The organism is Hymenobacter amundsenii (assembly GCF_002204745.1).
Lineage (GTDB): Bacteria > Bacteroidota > Bacteroidia > Cytophagales > Hymenobacteraceae > Hymenobacter > Hymenobacter amundsenii.
The window spans coordinates 1-23,793 of record NZ_NIRR01000009.1 but is presented as its reverse complement, the minus strand read 5'-3'; the positions used below and the strand labels follow the sequence as shown (position 1 = coordinate 23,793).

The 23,793-nt window shown below is 61.5% G+C and carries 20 protein-coding genes; 11 read left to right on the top strand and 9 right to left on the bottom strand.

Translation table 11 applies throughout. The annotated features are described in order from the left end of the window. Positions 1–86 precede the first annotated feature (86 nt). The gene (locus tag CDA63_RS07605; RefSeq protein WP_088463854.1) at positions 87–2,033 is read right to left on the bottom strand and encodes a DUF3857 domain-containing protein; all 1,947 of its coding nucleotides are present in this window, start codon (positions 2,031–2,033) and stop codon (positions 87–89) included. 290 nt (positions 2,034–2,323) lie between these two features. After that, the gene (locus tag CDA63_RS07600) at positions 2,324–4,372 is read right to left on the bottom strand and encodes a DUF3857 domain-containing protein (RefSeq protein WP_088463853.1); all 2,049 of its coding nucleotides are present in this window, start codon (positions 4,370–4,372) and stop codon (positions 2,324–2,326) included. 155 nt (positions 4,373–4,527) lie between these two features. Between CDA63_RS07600 and CDA63_RS07595 the strand changes: the two genes are divergently transcribed. Further along, on the top strand, positions 4,528–4,875 hold the full coding sequence (locus tag CDA63_RS07595) for a hypothetical protein (protein WP_088463852.1): 348 nt from the start codon (positions 4,528–4,530) through the stop codon (positions 4,873–4,875). Positions 4,876–5,177: 302 nt separating this feature from the next. On the opposite strand, the gene CDA63_RS07590 is transcribed toward CDA63_RS07595, so the two are convergent. Beyond that, positions 5,178–6,401 (bottom strand): MFS transporter, encoded by a 1,224-nt coding sequence (locus tag CDA63_RS07590; protein WP_242434598.1) that lies wholly within the window; start codon positions 6,399–6,401, stop codon positions 5,178–5,180. Between the two features lie 154 nt (positions 6,402–6,555). Beyond that, complete coding sequence (locus tag CDA63_RS07585; RefSeq protein ID WP_088463851.1) at positions 6,556–7,968, bottom strand: coiled-coil domain-containing protein; 1,413 nt, start codon at positions 7,966–7,968, stop codon at positions 6,556–6,558. Positions 7,969–8,099: 131 nt separating this feature from the next. On the opposite strand from CDA63_RS07585, the gene CDA63_RS07580 reads away from it, so the two are divergent. The 8 genes from CDA63_RS07580 to CDA63_RS07550 all read left to right on the top strand — a co-directional run bounded on the left by CDA63_RS07580 (position 8,100) and on the right by CDA63_RS07550 (position 14,199). Then, entirely contained in the window at positions 8,100–9,977 is a 1,878-nt protein-coding gene (locus tag CDA63_RS07580) for an ABC transporter ATP-binding protein (RefSeq protein ID WP_088463850.1), read from the top strand. 78 nt (positions 9,978–10,055) lie between these two features. Continuing rightward, positions 10,056–10,661 (top strand): hypothetical protein, encoded by a 606-nt coding sequence (locus CDA63_RS07575; RefSeq protein WP_126546773.1) that lies wholly within the window; start codon positions 10,056–10,058, stop codon positions 10,659–10,661. A gap of 285 nt (positions 10,662–10,946) precedes the next feature. After that, on the top strand, positions 10,947–11,174 hold the full coding sequence (locus CDA63_RS07570; RefSeq protein ID WP_088463848.1) for a DUF433 domain-containing protein: 228 nt from the start codon (positions 10,947–10,949) through the stop codon (positions 11,172–11,174). Then, positions 11,171–11,524 carry a DUF5615 family PIN-like protein gene (locus tag CDA63_RS07565; protein ID WP_088463847.1) on the top strand — a complete coding sequence of 118 codons (354 nt, stop codon included), beginning with the start codon at positions 11,171–11,173 and terminating at the stop codon, positions 11,522–11,524. The genes CDA63_RS07570 and CDA63_RS07565 overlap by 4 nt, the downstream gene beginning before the upstream one ends. A gap of 179 nt (positions 11,525–11,703) precedes the next feature. Continuing rightward, positions 11,704–12,345, top strand: coding sequence for a histidine phosphatase family protein (locus CDA63_RS07560; RefSeq protein ID WP_088463846.1), 642 nt, complete (start codon positions 11,704–11,706; stop codon positions 12,343–12,345). A gap of 7 nt (positions 12,346–12,352) precedes the next feature. After that, a complete protein-coding gene (locus tag CDA63_RS20805) occupies positions 12,353–12,508 on the top strand; it encodes a hypothetical protein (RefSeq protein ID WP_165768231.1) in 156 nt (51 codons plus the stop codon). A gap of 139 nt (positions 12,509–12,647) precedes the next feature. Then, the gene (locus CDA63_RS07555) at positions 12,648–13,091 is read left to right on the top strand and encodes a hypothetical protein (RefSeq protein WP_088463845.1); all 444 of its coding nucleotides are present in this window, start codon (positions 12,648–12,650) and stop codon (positions 13,089–13,091) included. Positions 13,092–13,593: 502 nt separating this feature from the next. Further along, complete coding sequence (locus CDA63_RS07550) at positions 13,594–14,199, top strand: DUF4136 domain-containing protein (RefSeq protein ID WP_088463844.1); 606 nt, start codon at positions 13,594–13,596, stop codon at positions 14,197–14,199. Between the two features lie 38 nt (positions 14,200–14,237). Here CDA63_RS07550 and CDA63_RS07545 read toward each other — a convergent pair whose 3' ends face one another. The 5 genes from CDA63_RS07545 to CDA63_RS07525 all read right to left on the bottom strand — a co-directional run bounded on the left by CDA63_RS07545 (position 14,238) and on the right by CDA63_RS07525 (position 21,103). After that, positions 14,238–15,233 carry an XdhC family protein gene (locus CDA63_RS07545; protein WP_165768232.1) on the bottom strand — a complete coding sequence of 332 codons (996 nt, stop codon included), beginning with the start codon at positions 15,231–15,233 and terminating at the stop codon, positions 14,238–14,240. Between the two features lie 23 nt (positions 15,234–15,256). Continuing rightward, complete coding sequence (locus CDA63_RS07540; protein ID WP_088463842.1) at positions 15,257–15,751, bottom strand: hypothetical protein; 495 nt, start codon at positions 15,749–15,751, stop codon at positions 15,257–15,259. 289 nt (positions 15,752–16,040) lie between these two features. After that, positions 16,041–17,003 (bottom strand): hypothetical protein, encoded by a 963-nt coding sequence (locus tag CDA63_RS07535; protein WP_088463841.1) that lies wholly within the window; start codon positions 17,001–17,003, stop codon positions 16,041–16,043. Between the two features lie 73 nt (positions 17,004–17,076). Further along, entirely contained in the window at positions 17,077–19,374 is a 2,298-nt protein-coding gene (locus CDA63_RS07530; RefSeq protein WP_088463840.1) for a xanthine dehydrogenase molybdopterin binding subunit, read from the bottom strand. Positions 19,375–19,612: 238 nt separating this feature from the next. Next, the gene (locus CDA63_RS07525; RefSeq protein ID WP_088463839.1) at positions 19,613–21,103 is read right to left on the bottom strand and encodes an FAD binding domain-containing protein; all 1,491 of its coding nucleotides are present in this window, start codon (positions 21,101–21,103) and stop codon (positions 19,613–19,615) included. 362 nt (positions 21,104–21,465) lie between these two features. Between CDA63_RS07525 and CDA63_RS07520 the strand changes: the two genes are divergently transcribed. Both CDA63_RS07520 and CDA63_RS07515 read left to right on the top strand, forming a co-directional pair. Then, the gene (locus CDA63_RS07520) at positions 21,466–22,584 is read left to right on the top strand and encodes a fatty acid desaturase family protein (RefSeq protein ID WP_088463930.1); all 1,119 of its coding nucleotides are present in this window, start codon (positions 21,466–21,468) and stop codon (positions 22,582–22,584) included. Positions 22,585–22,735: 151 nt separating this feature from the next. Continuing rightward, positions 22,736–23,686: a hypothetical protein gene (locus CDA63_RS07515; protein ID WP_088463838.1), complete on the top strand. Its 951-nt coding sequence runs from the start codon at positions 22,736–22,738 to the stop codon at positions 23,684–23,686. Positions 23,687–23,793 lie beyond the last annotated feature (107 nt).

Genomic DNA, 23,793 nt, shown 5'->3' with positions numbered 1-23,793 from the left:
GTGAACAGGCTGTCGCCCCCGCATAAAAAAACAACACCCGCTCCGAAGCCGGAGCGGGTGTGGGTGGGCGCGGCCGGCAGCGCTGGTCAGGCGTCGGTTTTGAGTAGCACGAGCTGCATTTTATCAGCGGTGGCCACTTTGCGGCGGAACTCCAGGTAGGCCGGGTAGTCGGTGCGCGGGAAGCGGGTGCGGGGCATTTCGAGGCGGCGCACGTAGCGGATGGTGCCGTCGGGCAGGGCCAGCAGCTGGCTCGAATAGGTGCCAAATGGCGTGCTCAGGCGCACCGGAGCCGGCAGTTGCTCGGGCTGGAGGCTGGCCGGCAGGTGCAGCCGCACGGTGTCGAGTTGGGTGAAGGCGTGGTCGAGCCAGACCTCCGACTGCCGCTCGCCCACCGTGGCGGCCGGGGTGGGCAGGCGGCTGAGCAGGTTGGGCGTCAGGAATACGCGCTTGCCGCTGGGCGGGGCCAGGGCGGGCAGCGTCAGGGCCAGCGTTTCGCGCAGGCCGGGTACTGCCGCCGTGGCCGGCAACGGCTGGAAGGCGACTTTGGTCAGCGTAAAATTGGGCAGCGCCAGCCGGTTGCTGATGTACTTTTTCTGCTCACTCAGCTCCAAGCCCGGCAGGCCCGCCACGGCGTCGTACTCCAGGCCCGTGCGCAGGGTGCGCAGCGTGGCCGTGGCGTTGCCGCCAGCATCCAGAAACACATCGGCCTGCCGCTCGCGGCGGTTTTCGGCCGCTCCGTAGCGGGGCGTGGCAATCAGGCGGCCGCCCTCGGGCAGCAGCAGCAGGGCGTGGCGGTTGCCCGTAAAGCCGCCCATGTAACCGAATGGGTTGGTCTGGCTGGTGCATTCGAGCCACACGGTATCGGCGCGGGCGGCCTGGGTAAGCGGTACGCACAGCACCACATGGTTGAACTGGGAGCTCGGAAAGTCGGTACGGATATCCTGCTCATCGGAACCGGCCCGCACCAGCGCCGCGTGGGACCTGATGCCGGCCGCGCCCAGCAACGCCTGGCAGTAATTGGTCAGGGCCTTGCAGTCGCCGTAGCCGTTGGTTGCCACCGAGGCCGCCGGGAATGTCTGCCAGCCGCCCAGGCCCAGCTGCACCGAAATGTACCGGGTATTGGCCTGCAGAAACTTGTACACTTTCCGAATCCGGGCCCGCTCGTCGGTTTCACCCAGCACCAGCGCCTGCATGCCGGCTACCAACGCGGGGGGCAATTCGGCCCGGCCGGCGTTCAGCTCGTAGGTCCAGCGGCTGAGGTCGGCCCAGCTGTTGAGCTGGCCGGCGTGGCCCTCCACCTCGAACTGGGCCGGCGCTGTGAACACGGCCGGCGTCAGCTCGGCCACGCTCGGGCCGTCGGGCTCTTCTTCGCGAGCGGCTAGGTTGTGCACTTCCCAGGCATAGGCCCCGGCTCCGAGCGCGGCCGGGGTCGTGCCGGCGGGCAAGTGGCTTTCCTGGTAGCGCAGGGCCATTCCGGCCGGCATCATCACCCGAAACGTGGCCTGCTCCACACTGAGCTGCTCTACCGGCTGGGGCTGCCAGGTGGAGTAGAACAGCGGGTTGTCCGACACCACTTCGTACTCGAACTCCACGGTGTAAGGATAGGTCGGCTGGCTGAGGTCGGCCACGCGGCCCCGGGCGTCGGTGGCCAGGCTGAACCCGTCGGAGAGGCTGATGTCGCGGATATCCTGGCCGCGGAGCTGGCGCAGCTGCCGCCCGTTGGCGTCATACACCGCGCCCCGGAAGTAGTTGATGTGGTTGAGCTGGCTGTAGTACACCAGTTCGGCGGCCCAGCGGCTGCCGGCCTCATCGAGAATGGTGGTGGCCCGATGCACCGTTTCCACCGTGCGGCTCACCGATTTCACCGTCAGCAGCTCATCCTGGCGGCGCACCACGGCGTGGGCGTTTTCGCGCAGCGCAGCGGGCAAATCAGCCACGGCATACTTTGGGGCCGCCCCACCCGCCTTGGTCGCTACCGGGGAAAGTAGCAGGGGCAGTAGCAAACCGGAAAAAGTCAGCGGAATAAGTCGCATGGAATAGAGGAATGGATGTTCGGTATTGATCTGTGAGTTGCCGGTTGCCAGTGACTGGTTGCTCGTGGTTGATTGACAGCCACGAAACTGGTCATGCTGAGCGAAGCCGAAGCATCTCTACCGCTTTGTATCAGGCGTGTGCTTTACCCCCTGGCCTCCTATACCGCTCAATGCGCGGAATGAAAAAGAAAAGGAGGTACCAGTCGACGACAGGTTTACTGTTGCGATAGAGATGCTTCGACTTCGCCTCCGGCTACACTCAGCATGACGTACCATTTTGGCAACTGACGCTATACTTTCTTTTTGATGACCAGCCGTTCGCTTTGCTTGGCGATCAGGCGGCCGAAAAACTCGCGCAGGTAGGCGTATTCTTCTGCCGAATACACGGGCTTGCTTAGGGCCAGGCGGCTCACGATCTGGAGGCCGGCTGGGCCGGGCTGCACGCCGTAGGTGAAGCGGCCGCCGCCGTCAGGCAAGTCCAGCACCATACCCTTGGGCATTTCCTCCAGCTCGTAACCGGCTGGTAGCGTCAGGTTCACGAGGACCGTTTCGTCGAGGCGGGTGCCGAAATCGACCGGGAAACGCCGGTCTTCGTGTAGGAAGGGGTTTTTGCCGGCCCCGAAGTCGCGCAGCGGATTTAGGTAGATGATGCTCACCGGGGCCTCGCCGCCGCTGCTGGCAAATTCGTAATCCAGCGTCAGGGGCTTGTTGAGCGTCTCGCGCTCTTTAAAGTCGTACTTGGCAATGCTCCAGCCCTCGTGGTCGGTGGCCAGCTCCTCCATATACTTTTTCTCACCCAGCTTACGCAGCTTCTCGCGCTGGTTGAAGCCCAGGTAGCCCGCGTGCTCCTGGTGCACTTTGCCCTTGAGGCTGCCGGTTTCGTCCAGCGTGAGGTTCACCTGGCGGTAAGACGTCAGGCGGTCGTCGGTTTTCAGCTCCACCCACCGCGAGTCCTGGCTTTTGGGCATTATGAGGCGGCCCTGGCCATTGAGGCAGCGGTGAGGCAGCATGCCGCAGGGAGCCAGCTCCTCGGTGGCATCCACCAGCATCTGCTGGCCGCCGGGCAATTGCACGTGGGCCAGCACATAGTTGAAGCGGCTGAGCAGCGGCACGCTGGTTTGCAGCCGGCCATGGGCGCGGGTACTCAGCACCACCGGGTTGGCCTGGAAACCCGCCTCGCGCAGGGCCGCGATGAGCAGCAGGTTTACGTCGGCGGCGCTGCCGGCTTTCTGGTCGTAGGCCCGGCGTACGCTGCTGGTGGCCATCAGGCCGTTGTTGCCGTTGTGCTTCACGCTGCGGCGCACCAGCTCATGGATGGCGGCCACCTGGGCGGTCGGATCGGTAGTTTTGGCCAGTAGAGGCGCGAGCTGATCTTTCAGGAAGCCCCCCCGGTTGAGCTGGCCCCCGAAGTTGTCGTCCTGGAGTAGCTCCATGTCGATTTTGGTCCAGGAGCCGGCCACCATTTGGTAGGGCTGCTCGGGCATCTTCACGCCGGCCAACTCGAAGTCGATTTTGGCAACGTAGTCGTCGGCGGTGGTCATGTAGGGCTCCTCGCGCAGGGCGGGCACGTCCTTCATGGCCCAGCGGTAGTTGGTCACGGTGGGCGTTACCACGGCCACACCACCCGCCTCGCGGCCCCCATTGCCGCCCGGCGTGATGGACGACGACCAGCGGATGGTGTACTGGGTGAGACCGTCGTTGCGTTCCTGCACCGCCAGGGGCTCGTAGCCCTGCATGAGCATCTTGTAATCAAAATACTCGGGAATAGCGGCCCGGTACTCACTCCAGCGCACCGGAATGTCCGACTGAAAGGTCCAGTCTTGGAAGTTGAACGTGAATTCGGAGGCTACCGTGTAAGTATACTCCACCACCGACCCTTCGCGCACGTTGGGCAGCGTGAACTTACGGACATTGATGTTAGGTGTACTTTCTTCCTTGAAAATGGCGTCGGAATCAAGCTTTTCCTTCACTACCTGCCCGTTCACGAGGTTGTAGGTGAAGCCTTTCAGGCTGGTAATCTTTTCTTCGCGGCCTTCTTTGTGGTAGAGCGGCACGCGCACGGTAGCGTAATCGTAGCCCGATTTTTTGAGGATTTTGACGCGGGTCGTGCGCTCAAACAGCACCCGGAAGCCCTTCTCGGCGTAGTCGAAGCGCGAGATGCCGTAGTCGCATAGTACCACAGCGGCGGCGGCGCTGTCGGCCCCGAAGTTCTGGCTCGTCAGGTCGGCCTCGTCAATCTTGCCAAATTTGATGGGGGCCGTTTGGGCTCGGGCCTCCAGGACCACCGCGCCGGCGCAAAAACCGGCTAATAACAGCCGGCGGAGTAGGGGTGCAATCATAGGGAAAGCGAAATAAATGAAGTGAAATCAACGAACATGCTCGGGCCAGTAGGTGCGGTTGGGGAGCAATCAGATAGGGCGATAGTAGCGGCCGCGTAACGAAGCAAATACCAGCGGAGTCGAAATGTCCAATTTATTCTAATGGTGAACAAGAGATGAAGCCAGTTATTTTTGCTGGCACACAATGGTTCGGCCATTTTGGCCACGCCCTGCGCGTAAAACTCACGCAGGGCGTGGTATTCCTCGGCCGAGTAATGGGCTTTGTAGAGTTGGAGCCGGCCCACAAGTTGGACTTTATCGGCCCTAACCGCGGTGGCCTGGAACACAAACCTCCCGCCTTTATCGGGCAGCGAGAACTGTGCCGGCGACGGTCGCCCGGTGGCCGCGTAGCCCGGGAGCAGTGTCAGGTGGGCCTTGGTATAGTGGAAATTGACGATGACAGGAGCCCGCGAAACCTACTGGCCGGCTTGCGCCGGCAGAGCGAGCAAGGCCGCGGCCAGTAGCGGCCCGCACGTAAGCAAAGAACATAATCGTGAGGGTGTGCTATAGAAAAGCGGAATTAGATAAAAAGAGGAGCTAACCCAAGTCGCGAAGTAGGAGCTAGCGCTAACAAACTAGCTCCTAATTCTAGTCCGCAACTTGAGTTAGCTATAGCACTGCACCAGGAGCTGGCTGGCGCCGGGCTTACGGCAGCGTAAGTTGTGGTAAAACAGGAATATTACCAAAAAAACGGGCCTTCCGCGTTGGCAGAAGGCCCGGGGCCGATGGGTGTTTTCGGGCCGAAATCAAGAGGCAGCGGATGCGCTTATCCTTCCAACGGCGCGGGTGTCCGGTGGCGCATCGCCAGCAAAAAGACCAACCCGCAGAGGACGCTGGCGGCGCTGGCCAAATGCACGAAGGGCAAGTGGGCGGGCTCGTTGCTGAAAATCCAGCCCGAAATGAGGGCCCCGATGCCGATGCCCGCCTCCAGGGCCATGTACATCGTGGAAACGGCCCGGCCGCGCCGGTCGGGGTGGCTCAGGTCTACCGTCCAGGCGTAAATGGTGGGCGAGTTGAGGCCCGTGCCCAGCCCGAACAGCACTGCCCCGGCCAAGAACCCTACGGCCGACTGGGCAAAGGCCAACACCAGCAACGAGCTGATGATGATGCCCGACGAGGCCAACAGCACCGGCACCCGGCCGTAGCGGTCGGAGCTGCGGCCGGCCAGCAGGCGCACCACCAGCGAGGCCCCGGTGTAGCAGATATAGAACAGGCCCTTACTCTCGCCCGTCAGGCCCAGCACCCGGCTCTGGTCGGGCACAACGGTGAAAATGGCGCCGAACGGAAACAGGAACAGTAGCGTGGCGGCGGCCGGAATCAGCACCCGGGGCTCGAACACTTCGGCCCAGCTCTCAATCCGCAGCAGTTTCCAGCTGAAGCGCTGCCGCTGGGCCGGGGCCAGCGTTTCGGTCATGGTACCCTGCACAATCAGGCTCAGCAAGGCCAGGCCCGAGGAGCAGTAGAACATGACGTTGAGCGAGAAGTGGGTGGCCAGCCAGGAGCCCGCCATCGGGCCGGCCGCCATGCCCAGCGAGCCAGCCACGCCCAGCAAACCCATGGCCTCGCCCCGCCGGGCCAGCGGCACGATATCGGCAATGTAGGCGGCCGTGCCGGTAGGCTTAAAGCCGGTGCTGAAGCCGTGCAACAGCCGCAGCCCCAGAAACCCCACGACGGTGACTGTAAACGGGTAAAAGAAGCCGCAGATAAAGCAGACCAGCGACCCGAACACCATCACCGGAATCCGGCCCACGGTGTCGGCCAGCTTGCCCGAAAACGGCCTCGAAAGGCCCGCCGTGAGCGTAAACAGGGCAATGATGTAGCCCTTATACTCGCCCCCGCCGAGGCGGGTGAGGTAGTCGGGCAGCTCGGGCAGCAGCATGTTGAAGCTCATGAAAAACAGGAGCGACGACAAGCACATCAGCCAGAACCCGGCCGTGTACACGCGGGGCGGGCGGGGAGCGGGAGCAGTAGTGGTAAGCAGAGGGGCCATGCGGCCGCAAAGGTACGGCGGGGGCGGCAGCCCAGCCCCATGCAGCCCCGGATTATCAGCGCCCGTCGCCCAAATGCCAGCGGGCGGGCATTCGGAAAAAGAAATAACCACGCGTTAGGGTGATACAGGCGACTGACAGAAAGCCAGCTAACCCTTAGATGCCTTCCTGCGGAGCCATCACCGAGTCCATGATTTCGTTGGGTTGCGGAGCAGCTGGCTCGGCGGTAATGGTGTCGTCCACATCGTCGGCCTCCACCCGCAGCGTATCGGGCTGGATATCGAAGAGGGTAGGGGCAGCGGCTTCCAGGTTCTCGTCGTCGTTATCTTCAGCCGCCGCCCGCACCTGCGGGCGCGGGCGCGGCTGCGATGAGCCGAACAGCTGCCGCGAGTAGCGCTGCACGGCCACCGCCCCCACGCCCACCAGGGCCAGTACCAGCAGCACCAGCGCCACCCGGGGCCATTGCAGCCGCCACGCGGCCGGGGCTGGGCGGCGGGTAGGGGCCGGCTTGCTGGCAGTCCGCAAACCGGTTGCGGGGGCCGCCGAAGCTACCGCCGGCGCGGCTGGTCGGACAGTGGGCACCGGCGGGGAACTTGCCTCAGCGGTGGCGGCGGGCCGGGTTTGGAGCTGCGCCACCTGCCGGTCCAGCTGTTGCATGCGGGCCTCCAACTCCCGGTTGCGGGCGTCGGCTTCCTGGCGCGAGGCGGCAATGGTAGCGGCCAGCGCGTTTTTCTCCTGGGTTTCGGCGGCCAGCCGGGCTTGCAGGGCAGCCACTTCGGCGGCGGCCGAAGGCGTGGCGGCCAGCTGCTGGCGGAGCTGGGCAATGCTTTGTTCGCGGGTAGCCTCGCGCGCTTCCGTGGCCTGGCGCTGCTGCTGCAACTCGGCAAACAGCTGCTGCCGAAGCTGCTCCAGTCGCTGCTGCTCGGCCGCCGTATCGGCGGGCGGGGCGGTGAGTGGCGGGGCCAAGCCGTAGGGCGGGTCGGCGGGCACGTCGGCGGCCCCGAGCCAGCTCCACAGCTGCCGGGCTTTATGCTCCCAGAAACCCGTTAGGGCCTCATCGGGGTCTTGCTGGGGCGCGGGGTCTTCCTCGGTCAGGCTATCGGCCCAGCGGTGTAATACTGCGGCCGTAAGCGCCGCTTCCGGCGTCAATGCCCGCAGGTGGGCCGCCAACTGTGGCGCTGCTACTATCAGCCAGCCATCCGCGCCGCTGGCAGCAATAGCCGCCGCCCCAGAATCAGCCGGCACGATAAAACCGGCAACGGCCGCCGCGGACATGGCCGGCAGTTCCGGCCATGTGCCGAGCCACTGTGCCAGCGCCGCTTGTTGGGGTGGCAGCGCCGCCGCTGGGGCCGGCTGCAAAACGGCCACCCGGCCCGGCAGTACCACCACGGCCGGCATTAGCAAGCCGGCTGTTCCCACCGTCAGGTTAGCCAACAGCAGGCCTTCGGCCCCAGCCGCCTCTAAGGCGTCGCCCACGGCCGCAAACCAGTCGGTGGCGGCGGTATTGGGGAAGGGCGCGAAGGAAAGGCGGTGGAGCATGGGCAGGAAGGCGACGCGTTGCTTCTTCACCGAATACAGAGAAAGGCAGCCAACGAGGTCGGTAAATTACGAACCCCGGGAAGAACCCGCGCTTCGCCCTGTTACCCTGCCAAAACGGCCGCCCCACCACCCCGGCCCGAAACGTGCCGTACAACGGGCCTATGGCTCATTCCGATTCGTTTCTCTCCACTGTTTCCGCTAAAAAACCCCGCCCCGATGGCAAGCCGGCCCTTTCGGTGCGGGAGCGGTTTTCGGCCCTCAAAAACCTGCCGGCCTTCCTGCGCCTGATCTGGCAGACCAGTCCGGCCCTGACGCTGGGCAACGTGGGGTTGCGCCTGCTGCGGGCGGCCCTGCCCGTGGCCATGCTCTACGTGGGCCAGCTCATCATCGACTCGGTTATCGGCCTCAGCCGTCTGCCGGCCCCCGAGCGCATCCTCACGCCGGTGCTTACGCTGGTGGCCATCGAGTTCGGCTTGGCCATTCTCTCCGATGCCCTGGGCCGGGGCGTGGCGTTGCTCGATTCGCTGCTCGGCGACCTGTTCGCCAACCAGACCTCCATCCGGCTCATGGAGCACGCCGCCGAGCTCGACCTCGACCAGTTCGAGGACAGCACGTTTTACGATAAGCTGGAGCGGGCCCGTCGCCAGACACTTTCCCGCACCGTCCTCATGTCGCAGGTGCTGAGCCAGGCCCAGGACGCCATCACGATGGGCTTTCTGGCCGTGGGCCTGGTCGCGTTCAACCCTTGGCTGCTGCTGCTGCTGTTGGTGGCCGTGGTGCCAGCATTTCTGGGCGAGTCGCACTTCAATGAGCGCAGCTATTCGCTGGTGCACGGTTGGACGCCCGAGCGCCGGGAGCTCGACTACCTGCGCCAGACCGGGGCCTCCGACGATACGGCCAAGGAAGTTAAAATCTTCGGCCTCTCGAAGTTCCTGACTGACCGGTTTCGTACGCTCTCCGACGATTTTTACGCTAAGAACAAGGCCCTCGTGGTGAAGCGGGCCGGCTGGGGCACGTTCTTCGCGGCGGTGGGCGCGGCAGGCTACTACGCGGCCTACGTCTACATCATCATGCAGACCGTGTACGGGCGCGTCAGTATCGGCCAGCTCACGTTCCTGGCCGGCTCGTTTGCCCGCATGCGGGGGCTGCTCGAAGGGATACTGAGCCGCTTCAGCGCCGTGGCTGAGGGCGCGCTCTACCTCCAGGATTTCTTCGACTTCTTCCGCCTCGAACCCCGCATCCGCCGCGACGAGAGCCAGCCGGTGCGGCCCTTCCCCAACCCGATTCGGGAAGGCTTCCGGTTCGAAGATGTGGGTTTCAAGTACCGGAACGCCGAGAAGTGGGCCCTGCGCCACCTCAACTTCACGCTGCAAGCCGGCGAAAAGCTGGCACTGGTGGGCGAGAACGGGGCCGGCAAAACCACGCTCGTCAAGCTGCTCTCCCGCCTCTACGACCCCACCGAGGGCCGCATCCTGCTCGACGGCCACGACCTGCGCGAGTACGACCCGGCCGAATTGCGCCAGGAAATCGGGGTGATTTTCCAGGATTTCGTGCGCTTCCAGCTGCCGGCCGGCCAGAACCTAGCCGTGGGCCGCATCGAGCAGCAGCACAACCGCCCCCGCATCGAGCAGGCCGCCGCCCAGAGCCTCGCCGACTCGGTTATCGCCAAGCTACCCGAGGGCTACGACCAGATGATTGGCCGCCGCTTCAGCGGGGGCGTGGACCTGAGCGGGGGCGAGTGGCAGAAAATAGCGCTCGGCCGCGCCTACATGCGCGACGCCCAGCTCCTGATTCTCGATGAGCCTACCGCCGCCCTCGATGCCCGCGCCGAGTACGAGGTGTTCCAGCGCTTCAAGGACCTCACGCTGGGTAAAACGGCCATCCTCATCAGCCACCGCTTCAGCACCGTCCGCATGGCCGACCGTATCCTGGTCATCGAAAACGGCCAGTTCCAGGAAATCGGCAGCCACGAAGAGCTGCTGGCCAAAGGCGGCCGCTACGCCGAGCTGTTCCACCTGCAGGCCGCCGGGTATCGGTAAATTATGTGATTACCGATGCAACCATGGGTTAGCAGAAAGCCCTCATACAAGCATGCTGCGTAACAGAGGCAGTAATTGATGATTTATATTTTCTGCAATGGAATGAAAAGGCTATTTCTGATGCTGACGTTATTAATACCATTGCCCGGCTGTGAGGACCAGTGCGGCGATGATGTAGCCAAATTCTTTGACGTACAAGGAATAAAGTGGCAGGCAGACAGGGTAAGCTTGTCTGGCCAAACAATCGGAACCCTTCGTAGCGGCGAAACAGTGGATCGTGCCAGCCTGCAGCTGCGACTTGCCGTTGTTGCCCGCTACTATAGTTTACAACGGACCACGGCCGGGCAGGCGTTTGCTTGCACACCAGCCCCCTTAGGTTATCAGGGCACTTCCGAGCGGGTTGATTCTTTGGTAGTGCTCAGTCGTTACGACTACGATGCGGCTCATCCCGCAGGCCGTCCGCTTAACGACCTACTAAAGGTAAACGAGTTATTGGTCTTACAAGGCGTCCGAGTAACGTCGCGCAGTATAGCCGAGGCTGATGGACAGCCTGTGCAGGGACTTTTATTGCAATTTACGCAGGCGCCCACGGCTTCAGCACAGCAGCAATTCATTGTTCGTTACCGCCAGACCAATGGCGAATTATACGTGGCAGAAACGCCGATGATTACCATCGTGCCCTAATAGTATGGGGAGGCAGCGTTCCAACAATAATTCCGCGGCATACCTGTTGCTCAACTGCCATCCCTCTTTTTACTATGTGCCCAGCTATAGTGTTGGCAAAGTGCGCCGCTAAACATGAACCCAATCTACTGGCCCCACCCTAGGCTGTCAGTCGTAACGCTTAGCAGTGAAGGCGAGACTGGTAGGGAAGTAAGGGAGGTCAAGTTGTTCAAGCTGAAAGCTGCCAGGTATCAATAGCGGTTTCGTACTTTAGCTAATCTTCTTGCTACCCGCTTACCACGTCGTATGGAACAGCCCCGCATTACCGTTCAGGCCGATATCTGCCACGGCAAGCCCTGCGTCCGGGGCATGCGTTACCCGGTGTCGCTGGTGCTGGAACTGCTGGCAGCCGGTATGAGCCACACCGACATTCTGGCCGATTACCCTTCACTGGAAGAAGCCGATATTCGGGCTTGTCTGGTGTACGCGGCCCGGCTGAGCGATTTAAAAACATTGCCCTACGCCGCCTCGTGAAGTTTCTGGTGGATGCGCAGTTGCCGGTGCGGGTGGCACACCTGCTGCGCTACCGCGGCCTCGACTGTTTCCACACCGACGACCTGCCCCACGGCGACCGGACTACTGATTCCAAGATTCGCCAGCTGGCTGCAGAAACCGGGCGCATCATCATCACCAAGGATGCCGATTTCCTGCACAGTTACCTGACTAACCGCCAGCCCCGGCAGTTGCTGCTCATCACCACTGGCAACATCAGCAACGCCGAATTACTACAGTTGCTTGCTGACCGCCTGCCGATTATTCTGACGCTCTTTGCGGAGTACAGCTTGATTGAGCTAAATCAAAATCTGCTGATTCCCCGCGAATAAACCGTTCGGAAAATCAACAGCCCCTCGTAGCTACTGGCCCAAGGCGGCCGCTACGCCGAGCTGTTCCAGTTGTAGGCCGCCGGGTATCGGTAGGTGCCGGTTGGCCGAACACGCGCCGGGGCGTTGCGTATGCAGCTTGCGCCGGGCCGAATGGCTGGCATTATTTCCCCGCTTTCTTCATGGCTGCCACTCCCGAAGCTGATCCGACCGAAGTCGTAAAGGCCACTGCCCAGCTGCTGCTGCTGCCCCAGCACCTGCCCGCCCCCGATGCAGCGCCGGCCCCCGAGCCGCCGCTGCGCGTGGTCATCATCCGTCACGGCGAGAAGCCGGAGCAGGGCGACAACCTGTCGGTGGCGGGCCTTAACCGGGCGCTGGCCCTCCCGACCGTCTTGGCCAGGGTGTTTTCCATCCCGCCCAGCCACACCTTCGTGCCGGAAATCGGTATCGGGGGCAAGCGCACCACCCGCATGCGGATGCTCCAGACCGTGATGCCCTACGCCGTACAGCACAACCTCACCATCGATACGAACTACGAGGTGGAAAGCTCCCGGCAGTTTGCCAAACGCCTGCGTCGGCTGCGGGGCAATGTGCTGGTGGTGTGGGAGCACCACAACATCGTGGAAATTGCCCGCGACCTGGGTTTGAAGGACGCGCAGGAATGGGACAGCGACGACTTCGATAGCATCTGGACCATCACCTTTGAACGGCTGGGCCGTGTGAAGGACGACCGCCCCGCCAAAGCCAAGAAGCCCCGGCTGACCATCAGCCGCCAGGGCCTGAACCCCTCCGGCGAATTCCTGGACCACCGGGCGGGGGAGTAGCGCATCTTTGCCGGTCGGCGCACAAGCTATTTGCTGGAATACGCGGTATTTTCTGGTCATCGAGAACGGCCAGTTCCAGGAAATCGGCAGCCACGAGGAGCTGCTGGCCAAAGGCGGCCGCTACGCCGAGCTGTTCCACCTGCAGGCCGCCGGGTATCGGTAAGAGGAGAGTTGGCGATGTCGGGGAAAGGCGGTATGTTTCGGCAAGCGTACCAACGGTGGTGTGCTTGCCGAAACTGAAGTTGCGCTGGGTTGCGGGAATACAGATGGTATGTGTAAGGCTAAGACACAAAATAATTAAAATGACATCGGCAAATAAAATAATAATTAAGGACAACAAATTGAGTTATGAGCAAGATCCTCAGAACAGGTGGACGCTTGATATTGATAAAATTAAGTTCGTAGGAGAATACACAACATCGGCTGGGCCATTAGCTGACGACTGGTTTTTTGTTTTTGCTGACACTATTGACCAATGGTGGCAAGCACCGACACTTGCAGTCGATCATGAGAAATTTTGGAAACAGTTAGGAGAAAAACTCAACTGCGAATTAGTGCCTGGGCTTTTTGCCTCGACAAATTTTGCGACAAGAGTTATATATCCAAAAATACTTGACGGACAAGAGTTATTTGTATTTGCAAAAACAGAAGTAAGGCCAAAAACATTTTGGCAAAAAATCATAGGTGTGGATGACAATAATGAACACCTTGAATTGACTGAGAATGTAAAAATGCTTTTCAAATGAGAAAAGATGGCAAAAGATCAGCCCATAACAGCACGTACCCAAAAGGCGGGGTTTCGTGTTTCAAAGACAGTTTTGTGGTACAATCCCCGCCTTTCGGGTAGCTGCAAAACGTGGTAGCGGTAATAATTCAACGTGAGTACGCTGCACCTGATGCGCCCGTTCTGCTTTCTGCCCAGCCTTGCTGCTGAAACCGACCCGCGTTACCGGTAGCAGCGCTGGCCGCAGTAATGTGGTTGATGGAACAAGAGGGGCAATGGCAGCTGGCTGGGTTAGCAATGGCAGCCGGGCTGGTGGTGTAGCTGGCCAAGTAGGTTGCTCCTGGAATCGAACACGCAGTTGATTGCGGAAATTATTATGGGAACGTAGGCCCGTAGCGGCCGTTGCCACGGGTGCGGGGCCGCTGGGCCGGAAATATGTACGATTTTTTAATCGGACGGCAATCGATAAGCGGTTGGCGTGTCGTACTTTAGAGAGTACGACCCACCAAATTTTTCCGTACTGTATGAAATGGACGCTTACTCTGCTGGCCAGCGGTTCTTTGCTGTTGTCGGGCTGCCTGATGTCGCGCGAGGCCCGCGTCGAATCGGATTATAGCTACGCCGGTCAGTTCCGCCGCTACCGCACCTACGAGTTCGTCAGCGGCGACGGTATGAACTCCGATACCAGCAAGCTCGGCGAGGCCGTGCGCGATGCCATCCGGGTGCGCCTGAAGCTGCAGGGCTACCACGCCGCTCGCCGCCGCCCCGATCTGCTGGTCAACTTTCGCCTATTTGAGGGCGATATGCGCTTCCGAGGCTACGCCCAGGACGATTTCACGCGCTGGGTGAAAAACGGCTATGTCGAGGATGAGGAAACGCCCCAGGACTCGCGCAAAGGCTATCAGCCAGTGCGGATGCTACTGGCTGAGGGCACACTGCTGGTCACGCTCATCGATAATCGCACCAACCGGGCGGTCTGGAACGGCTACGCCTCAGGCGTAAACATTCCGGCCGGTCCCCGGGGCGAAGTCATTCTGCGCCGCTCGGTGCGCTCCATCTTCGACCAGTACCACGTCTTCACGGCTGGCTACCTCAACGGGCAAACCCCCGCCGGCGCCGACGAGGAGTAAAATAGTGGCCCAGCAGCTTTCGGGCGCGGCGCCCGTCGCTACGCCGGCGGGGCGTTCCGCTCCCGAATCAGCTCGGCGGCGATGCTGATGGCAATTTCTTCGGGTGTGCGACTGTGGATGGGCAGGCCGATGGGAGCGCGCACGCGGGCTAGCCGGTCGGCGGGTACGCCCTCGGTGCGCAGGGTAGCCAGCAGTTCGGCAATCTTGCTGGCGCTGCCCATCACGCCCAGGTAAGGTAACGGCAGCGTCAGGAGCTGGCGCAGGGCCACCAAGTCGGTGCGGTAGCCGAAGCTCATCAGGATGACGTACTGGTGTGGGCCTGCCGTTATTTCCTGGGCTAGGTCCTCGTAGCGCACCACACGCTTATGGTGGGCGTAGGGGTTGAGCTGGTGAGTATTGAGGTCTGGGCGGTTGTCGAGCACGGTCAGGCCGAATTCGAGCGTGGCCAGCGTCCGCGACAGGGCCAGGCCCACGTGCCCGCCGCCCACGATAGTGGCGTGGTCGCGGAAGCCCAGCCGCTCGGAGTACTGCCAGGCCGGGCCCAACGCCAGTGTGTAGTGCGGCCCGGCGTCGGTGGCCTCGTCCAGCATCAGGCGGCCGGCGGCCGAGAGGTGGAGGCGGCCCGGGGCGCCGTTGCGCAGCCGCTCATCCAGGCGCTGCACCACGGGCAGGTCGGCGGGGTGCAGGGGCAGGACCAACAGCCACTGCTCGCCCGAGCAGATGAGGCCCGAACGGTCGGCGGGCGCGTCGGCGCGGTGGATCTGGTGGCGCACCACGGGCTCGGCGGCGGGCTGCCGCAGCAGGGCCCGGGCCTTTTCCACGAACTTGTGCTCCATGATGCCGCCCCCAATCGAGCCGGCCAGATCGGTGGCCGTCACGCTCATCTTAAACCCCTGTCGCCCCGGACTGCTACCCCGGCTATCCAGCACGCACAGCACCGCCACCGCCACCCCCGCCCGCAGGCTGGCCAGCGCGTGCTGCCACACCGGCAGGTCGCGCGGGGTGGGTGGAGTGGCGGTAGTGGTTGGGGTCACGGGGGCAGGTAGGGGTGGGGTGATTACCAAGTGGCACTCACGGCGTAATAAACGGCCATGATGCCCGAGAAAATGGCGCTGGCTACGAACCGCCACTCGGCCGACACCTTGTTCTGGATGTAGTAATTCACCAGCAGCGAAACCGGAGCGTTGATCAGAAACGACTTGGTAGCCAACGGCAGCAAATCCAACGTTACCTGCTCGGGGTGGCCGCTGACGAGGCGCAGAAACACGAAGTGGCGGGCAATCCAGAGCGGGTTGAAGTAGGCCAGCGACAGGGCCGCCCGGCCCCAGCGCCGCCCCGCACTGGCGCCCGGGCCAGGGGGGAGGCGGTTATCAATCCAGCGGAAATACGCCGGTACTTCCACCGAGTAGAGCAGCCCCCCGATGAGGGCCATGCCGATCAGGCGCGACCAAGAAAATTCGTGGAGCAACAAAGCAGCGGCGGTGTCGCCGGCGGCGTAAATCAGGAAGCCGCGGACGAGGTTGCGGGGCTGGATATAAGTGGCGAGTTCCAAGCGGGGAGGGGTGGTAAAAAAACAGGAGCGCAAAAATACGAGAACCTTTCCCGGCGTCATAGGAAAGAGAATCGAATCAGGCCCACCGACTTTATATACCTGATGATGCAGGCAGCGCCTTGCGGGCAGCTTCTGCCCGGTTTCTTCTCCAAAGCCCTGGGCTACTCAGAAAACTGCCGGAGGCTGAAGCCACGAGGGTATCAGCCTCCTGCAGTTTCTGACCTATTCAATACCTGGAGTTAAAAACAATTAAATATATTATATATCATTTGAATGTGATTATCTTGAGTTAATTATCGGTGATTGGTATGTTATGCTCCTTGCAGTATGCCAGACATTCGGCTTCTGATTTAAAAGAAATATCGCAAAACTCATCAAGTTCTCTTTCGCTTGATTTTACATAACCATCTTGTGCTTTCAATATTTTATCTATTTTGTCTATGAATTTATCGAAATCGTTATTGATATGACATAGTTTGTCTATGGTTTTAAAATCAAGGCTTTTGAATCTTGAAGGATGTGTGATTTTGCTCTCGTAAGGATTAGCTTTGATTTCTATCACACCAATTCCAAAGGACTGGTTTAGTCTACTTATTTCGTCACTTAAATTATCACTTATCTCGAAAGCAACTAGATAGCCAAAATTAGCCCAGCTTGAATTTGACACTGCTTGGAAATAGGCTTGTTTTAAATCATAGTCAGTATTTATCTCTCGCTTTAATTCGTAAGAAGTTAGTTTAAATGACTCTTCAACGCTGATGGACTTGATAAAAATTTGGCTGGTTTTCGTGTGAAGGCTAGTGAAATCGACGCCAACCATATCCGGATGAATCCATTTTTGGTTGCTATCTTTACTATTCGCTGATTGTTCATGATAAATTGTTTTAGAAGAAATATTTACACTCTTCAGATACGTGCTAAATAATTTGTGTAAGCTTCTCTCACTATAATTTGTTTGCTTTTGGATAGTTGATGGTGCTATCTGAGAAGTGCTACTAGTTAAAGGGAAAATTGATTCTTCGTATTTGCTTAAGTAGTAGCTGAAATTTCCTTTTCCTGTACTTACTCTTTTTACCCGGGAATCTCCTTTGCGGACAAAGTCTCCAAGTAATGCCGAAACTGTGGAAGCAGGGGTTTTAGCCGCCCCAAAGTCGTAGTAAGCTTTATTGACGATATAACCACATACATCATTGTGAGTTGCCAGTTTACCTAGTTCCTCAAGGGATTTCAGGACAGCTTCTTTCAGGGTCATAATTTGATTTAAAAGCGTTGTTTTAAGCAAAAATGAATTATCGCAACCTTGAATCTCGCAACTCACAATCCCACTATCCCCGCGTCGCCGCCACCGCCACCGTTTCTCTCGGCCCCACAAACTCCGGGTACAAGCTCACCAGCACCTTCTCCGGCGTCATGGGGGCGGAAAACGGCAGGGGCGTGTGGCGCTGGAAGGCCCGCACGGCGGCGCGGAGGGCGAAGTACGTGCCAAGGCCGTACATGAGCGGGGGCTCGCCCACGGCCTTGGAGCGCAGTACGGCCAGCGGGTGGCCGGGCGTGTCAAGAAAGTGCACGGCCAGCGTGGCGGGGGCGGCGTAGAGGTCGGGGATTTTGTAGCTGTTGAGTGAGTTGCTCAGCAGACGTCCCTCGGTGTTGTAAGCCAGGTCTTCCATCGTCATCCAGCCGATGCCCTGCACCACGCCGCCCTCAATCTGGCCCCTATCAATTTGCTGGTGCAGGCTCTGGCCGAAATCGTGGGCCAGCTCCACGGCCTCCACCACGTAAGTGCCGCGGCGACAGTCCACGCGCACGGTGGTCAGGGCCGTGCCGTACACGTGGTAGGCGAAGGGGTGGCCCTGGTTGGTGGTGGCATCGAAGTGCAGGTCGGGCGTGGCGTAGTGAGCGTTTTCGCTGAGCGACACCCGCTGCCAGTAGGCGGCCGATACCAGCTTCTCCCAGTTCGTGTCGGCGGGTTTGCCGGCGGCCAGCACCTGCTCGTGCTCAATGTGCAGGCCCTCGTAGTCCATGCGCAGCTCGGTGGCGGCGAGGCGCAGCAGCCGCTCGCGCAGGGCCAGGCAGGCCAGTTCGGTGGCTTTGCCATTGAGGTCGGCGGTGGCGGAGGCGGCCGAGGGCGAGGTGTTGGCCACGCGGGTGGTGTTGGTGCTTTCCACCTTGATGCGGTGCAGCGGAATGCCGAGCGTGCGGGCGGCCACCTGGGCAATTTTGGTGTTCACGCCCTGGCCCATTTCCACAGCCCCGGTGCTCACGCCCACCGAGCCGTCGGTGTAAATATGGACCAGCGCCCGGGCCTGGTTCATGGCGGTTTTGGTGAACGAGATGCCGAAACAGATGGGCATTAGGGCTAGCCCTTTTTTCTGCCAGCGGTGAGCTTCGTTGAAGGCGGCCACCTCGCGGCGGCGGCCCGGCAGGTCGAACTTCGCGGCGGCCGTGTCCCAGGCCTGCTCGGCGTGGCACATCTCGGCCGGCTGGCGGTAGGGGAACAGGTCGCCCTCGCGCAGCAGGTTGCGGCGCTGAAGCTCGGCCGTTTCCAGGCCCAACGCTTCAGCCGCGCAGGCCAGCGCCGATTCCATCACGAACATGCCCTGGGGCCCGCCGAAGCCCCGGAAGGCGGTGTTGGGCGGCAGGTTGGTGCGGCAGCTATAGGCCGTGGCCGTTACGTTCGGAATGAAATAGGCATTGGTGCAATGAAACAGCGTACGCTCCAGCACGGCCGGCGACAAATCGGCCGCCGCGCCGCCGTTCTGGTAAAACGTGACTTCGTAAGCCACTATCTTCAGCTCAGCATCGAGCCCGATTTTGAAGTCGGAGGAGTAGGGGTGGCGCTTGCCGGTCATGCGCAGGTCGGCCATGCGGTCGAGGGCCAGCTTTACCGGCCGGCGCGTCACGAACGCACCCAAAGCCGCTAAGGCGCCCCAGGGCGTGGCCTGGTCTTCCTTGCCCCCGAACCCGCCCCCGAGCCGGGTCACATCCACTTCTACCTGGTGCATGCCCAGGCCCAGCACGTGGGCCGTGTGGCGCTGCACGGCCGTGGGTCCCTGGGTCGAAGAGATGATGCGCACCCCACCCATTTCAGTCGGGAAGGCATAAGCGCCTTGGGTTTCGATATACAAATGCTCCTGTCCGCCCGATTCGGCTACACCTGCAAACACGTGGGTGCACCCCGCCCAGGCCGCGCCCGAGTCGCCGATTTGGAACGTGCGCGGCGGCACCAGCAGCTCGCCCGCGGCGGCCGCTACCCGCGGATCGGTGATGATGGGCAGTGGCTCCACCTCTACCCGCACAAGAGCCAGTGCGGCGTGGGCGGCATGCTCCGATTCGGCCAGCACCAGGGCCACCGGCTGGCCCCGGAAGTGCACGTGGCCTTCGGCCAGCAGGGGCTCGTCGGGCACGATGCCGCCAATCTGGTTGGTGCCGGGAATATCGGCGGCCGTGAGCACACGCACCACCCCGGGCAACGCCAGCGCGGCCGTGGCATCAATGGCCAGCAGCCGCCCGTGGGCCAGCGGCGACTCCACCACCGCCGCGTACAGCGTGCCGTGCTGCACCGGCACATCGTCGAGGTACTGCGATTCGCCGCGCACGTGGCGGATGGGGTCGAGGTGGTTCACGCGTTTAAGTAGGAGGGTTGAAGGGAAGATTTGGGGGTGGGCGGAAGCTGGGGAAATATGCTGAGGCTAGCGACTAGCTCCCCTCCTTGGAAAGGAGGGGCTGGGGGTGGTTGATGCTGCCAGAACGATGAGCTAATTTATAGAATCTATAGAGGCTGTTCAACGATTGTCAACCACCCCCAACCCCTCCTCATCTGAGGAGGGGAGCTAGTCGCTAGCTCTAACTCACTCCAAATACCTAGTCCTGCGGCTCGGCCAGCTCGGCCAGCAGTCCCATTTCCACGAAGTGCGCCTCCAGCAGTTGGTGCAGCAGCAGGCGCTTGTACTGCTCGGTGCCGCGCACGTCGCCGATGGGGCTAATTTCTTCCTGGGCCACGGCCTGGGCCTGGCGCAGGGTTTCGAGGGTGGGCGGCTGGCCAAGCAACGCGGCGGCGGTGCGGCGCAGCAGCAGCGGCACCGGGCCCACACCCCCGGCCGAGAGGCGGCCGGCCCGGATCAGGCCGCCTTCCAGCTGCAGCCAGGCGGCAGTGTTCACGCTGGCAATGTCGAGGTGGGTGCGCTTGGATACTTTCTCGAAGTTGAAATGCTCGGCCGGGGCCAGCGCCGGGGCCGGAAACCGGATTTCGGTTACCTGCTCATCGGCGGTTTTCGCCAGCTTCTTGTAATCGAGGTAGAAGTCGGCCAACGGTAGCCAGCGGCGCTGGCCAGCAGCATTTTCCAGCTCGATATCGGCCCCCAGGGCCAAAAACATGATGGTGAGGTCGCCGATGGGCGAGGCGTTGACGAAGTTGCCGGCCACAGTGCCCATCTGGCGGATTGGGGTGCTGCTGACCAGCTTCAGGTACTGCGGCAGTTTCGGCAGCACCGCCCGCAGCTCTTCCGATTCGAGTAGCTGCTGGGCCGTGGTGGCCGCGCCGATATAAAAAGTGTCGGCGTTGCGGCGGATGCCGCGGCGGCTGGCATCATCGAACACCAGCTCCACGGCTTGGGCCCGCAGCTGCTCGGGCTGCTGAACCAGCAAATCGGTACCGCCGCCCAGTACGCGGGCGCGGGCTGCCGCGGGCGCATCGGGGCCGGTAGGGGTGGGACGGATGGTTTCGGATGTGCCCTCGGCGCCGCCGTCTGCACCGGCCGCGGCAGCGTCGCGCAGGGCCCGGAGCCTGGCGGGCAGGGTGGCGAAATAGGCGGGCACGAAGCCTTCGGCGGCCAGCCAATCCAGCTGGGCGGCGGCGGGGCGCTCGGTTAGCTGCTCGTGGAGTTGGGCGGCGGCCCGCTCCAGGCTCTTGTAGCCGGTGCAGCGGCAAATGTTGCCATCGATGGACGCCAGCACCGATTCGGGCTTGCTGGCGGCCGGGCTCAAGGCGTGGCCCGTCAGGCTCATCACGAAGCCTACCGTGCAGAACCCGCACTGCGAGCCGCCCTCGGCCACAATAGCCTGCTGCACCGGCGTGAGCGTGCCGCGGACCGCGTTGATGCCTTCGACTGTAACCACGTGCTTGCCGTGGGCGTTGCCGAGCGGCGTCAGGCAGGAGGTCATGGCCTGGTAGCGCACCGTTTCGCCGGCCGCGTCGAGCTCGCCTACCAGCACCGTGCAGGCCCCGCAGTCGCCCTCGCGGCACCCGATTTTGGTGCCCTTCAGGTGCTGGTCGTAGCGCACGAAATCGAGCAGGGTACTGCCGGCTGGCTGGTCGGTGCGCAAGAGCTGGTCGTTGAGGTAAAACTGGAGCATGAGAAGGCGAAAAATCGAAAAATGGAAGGGAAAGTTACGGCTTTTCCACCGGGGGCATAACAATTTGGTAACCTACTTTAGGAGCCATCTGCCGCCGCCCTGGCCCCAGACCTGTCGAACCAAACCCGGCCAAAGCCGGTTACCCTGCGCGAGGCCTTTCCCCAGTGATGGTAGCACAACGACTTCGGCCTTTGCCGGACCAGTTGCACCAAAGGCCCCCAATCCAACATAACAGCCGCCGCATGAAGGCTAGGGGCTTGCCGGGCAAAGCCTTATCTTCACGTTTTCTACGCTATTCTCTTCTTTCTGAATTTACCAGTGGTGACGTGGCTTCGGCGGCGGACCCGCGCAACGGTTACCGCATGTCGAAGCCCCTGAAATTTACCAACGTCCAGCGCTCTACTTTCTTTGCTACGGTACGCCAACGGGCCGACGCCTACTTTCAGGAAAATAACCTTTCCCGCCACGCCAACGGGGCCATGTGGGCCAAAACCGCCTTCTTCCTGGGAGCCTTCGTGCTACTCTACGGACTAATTATGTCGAACCAGTTCGGCGTGGCCGCCATGGCCGGTCTGGCGGCGGCGCTCGGGGCGGTGTGCGCCTTCATCGGTTTCAATGTGTGCCACGACGCCATGCACGGCTCGTTTTCGGCCAGCAAGCGCGTCAATAAAGGCCTGGGGCTGATTTTTAACCTGATCGGAGCCAGCCCCTACGTCTGGAACATCACCCACAACGTAGTCCACCACACCTACACCAACATTGCCGGCCACGACGAGGACATCGAAGTGGCGCCCGGCCTGATCCGGCTCGATGAGCAGGAGCCGGTGCGCTGGATTCAGCGGTTTCAGCACTGGTACGCGTTTCCGGTGTACGGGCTGGCCTCGCTTTCGTGGGTGTTGCGCAAGGATTACGTGAAGTTCTTCCAACCCAAAATCGGGCAACAGGTGGCCAACCACCCGCGCCGCGAATACTTCAACCTGTTCTTTTACAAAGCCATCTACTATGTGCTGTTCATTGTGCTGCCGCTGGTGGTGCTCGATATCACGTGGTGGCAGTTTATCATCGGCTTCGTGGGCATGCACTTCGTGGAAGGACTGGTGCTGGGCCTCGTGTTTCAGCTGGCCCACGTGGTAGAGGGTACGGCTTTCCCGCTGCCCAACGAGCAGGGCGATATGCAGGAAGCCTGGGCCGTGCACCAAATGCGGACCACCGCCAACTTTGCCCCCGATAGCGCCCTGGCCAGCTTCCTGTGCGGCGGGCTCAACCGCCAGATCGAGCACCACTTATTCCCCAAGGTCTGCCACATTCATTACCCCGCCCTCTCGCAGATTCTGCGCACCACAGCCCAGGAGTTTGATGTGCCCTACATAGAGAACCAGACGTTTTTAGGGGCCTTACAGTCGCACCGCCGGATGCTGAAGCGGCTGGGCGCCGAGGCTTACGAGCAGGCGCAACAACCCCGTGAGCGGATAGCGGCCTGAGTAGTTAGGCGAACAAATACAAAACTGGCAACCGGGCCCGCAGGACATTCATCCTGCGGGCCCGGTTATTTTTCCCGCAACTTCTCCCTGCTTACCTTCGGCCCGGTTTTGGCCCGGGGTGGCCAACCATTCCCGTTCGGCTTCCTTCCTTATGACCAGATTTTTTTCGTTGCGCTACGCAGCCGGGCTGCTTGGCGGTGCGGCACTCCTGTTGTCGGCTTCCTGCACCGCCCCGCGGGCCATCGTGAGTACCGGCAAGGTTACGCCCCGGGGCGAGTTTCGGGTAGGGGGCAACCTCTCATTCAACCTGCCCACCGAAACCATCAGCAAGGCGGGCTCCACGCTCAAATCGGCCGCCCAGGACCTGGCTAATAAAGCCGCCAACGACACCGTGCGCTACAATCAGACGGTGGAAAACCTGCAGGTTGCCGCCATTGCTTACGCCCTCGACCCAGTGCGGCCTTCCTCAGACCTGTACCTGCGCTACGGGGTTATCGAGCGGTTCGATGTGGGCTACAAGTACGCTTTCGGCTCGCACGTTTTCGACGCCATGTACCAGTTTCTGGGGCCGGTGGGCACGGTGGAGAACCCCGGGACCCGGGAGGCCGGCGCCACCTACGGCAGCATCGGGCTGCAGTACGCCACCCAGCGCACCCAGCTGCCCAACATCCCATTCCTCGACGATGTAAACGCGCTGCTCGGCTTCCAGGCTAGCCGCCACGACCTGATTGTGCCGCTGGTGTTCAGCCGCTCGTTGGGGGTGGAAGAGGAAATTGGGGCCATTTCCTATGGGGTGGTGTACGCCCACACATTTGTGCGCTACGGCCTCACGCCGGGCCAGCTATTCAATGGCCCCGGTAGTGGTTTCGTGACGGGCAAGGTGCCGGACCTGCCTACCGAGCGGCGCAACTTCGGCTCGTTCGGGGCCTTCTTCAACGCCAAGCTCGGTTACCGCTACGCCTACGTGATTCCGGCCCTGTCGGTGTACTACCAGAACTACGGCGAGTATCAGCTGCTCAACAACAAAACCGCCAAGCTCAGCGGCCTCACGTTCATCCCGAGCCTGGGCCTGCAATTCCGAATTCCCAGCACCCGGCGGTAAACCCCACCGCGAGGTTTCCGCTTCGGAAGTTTCCGCGTTGCTTAACAGGCGTAATGCTCGTACCCGAAACGGCCGGTTCAACTGAATATATTCAGTTGAACCGGCCG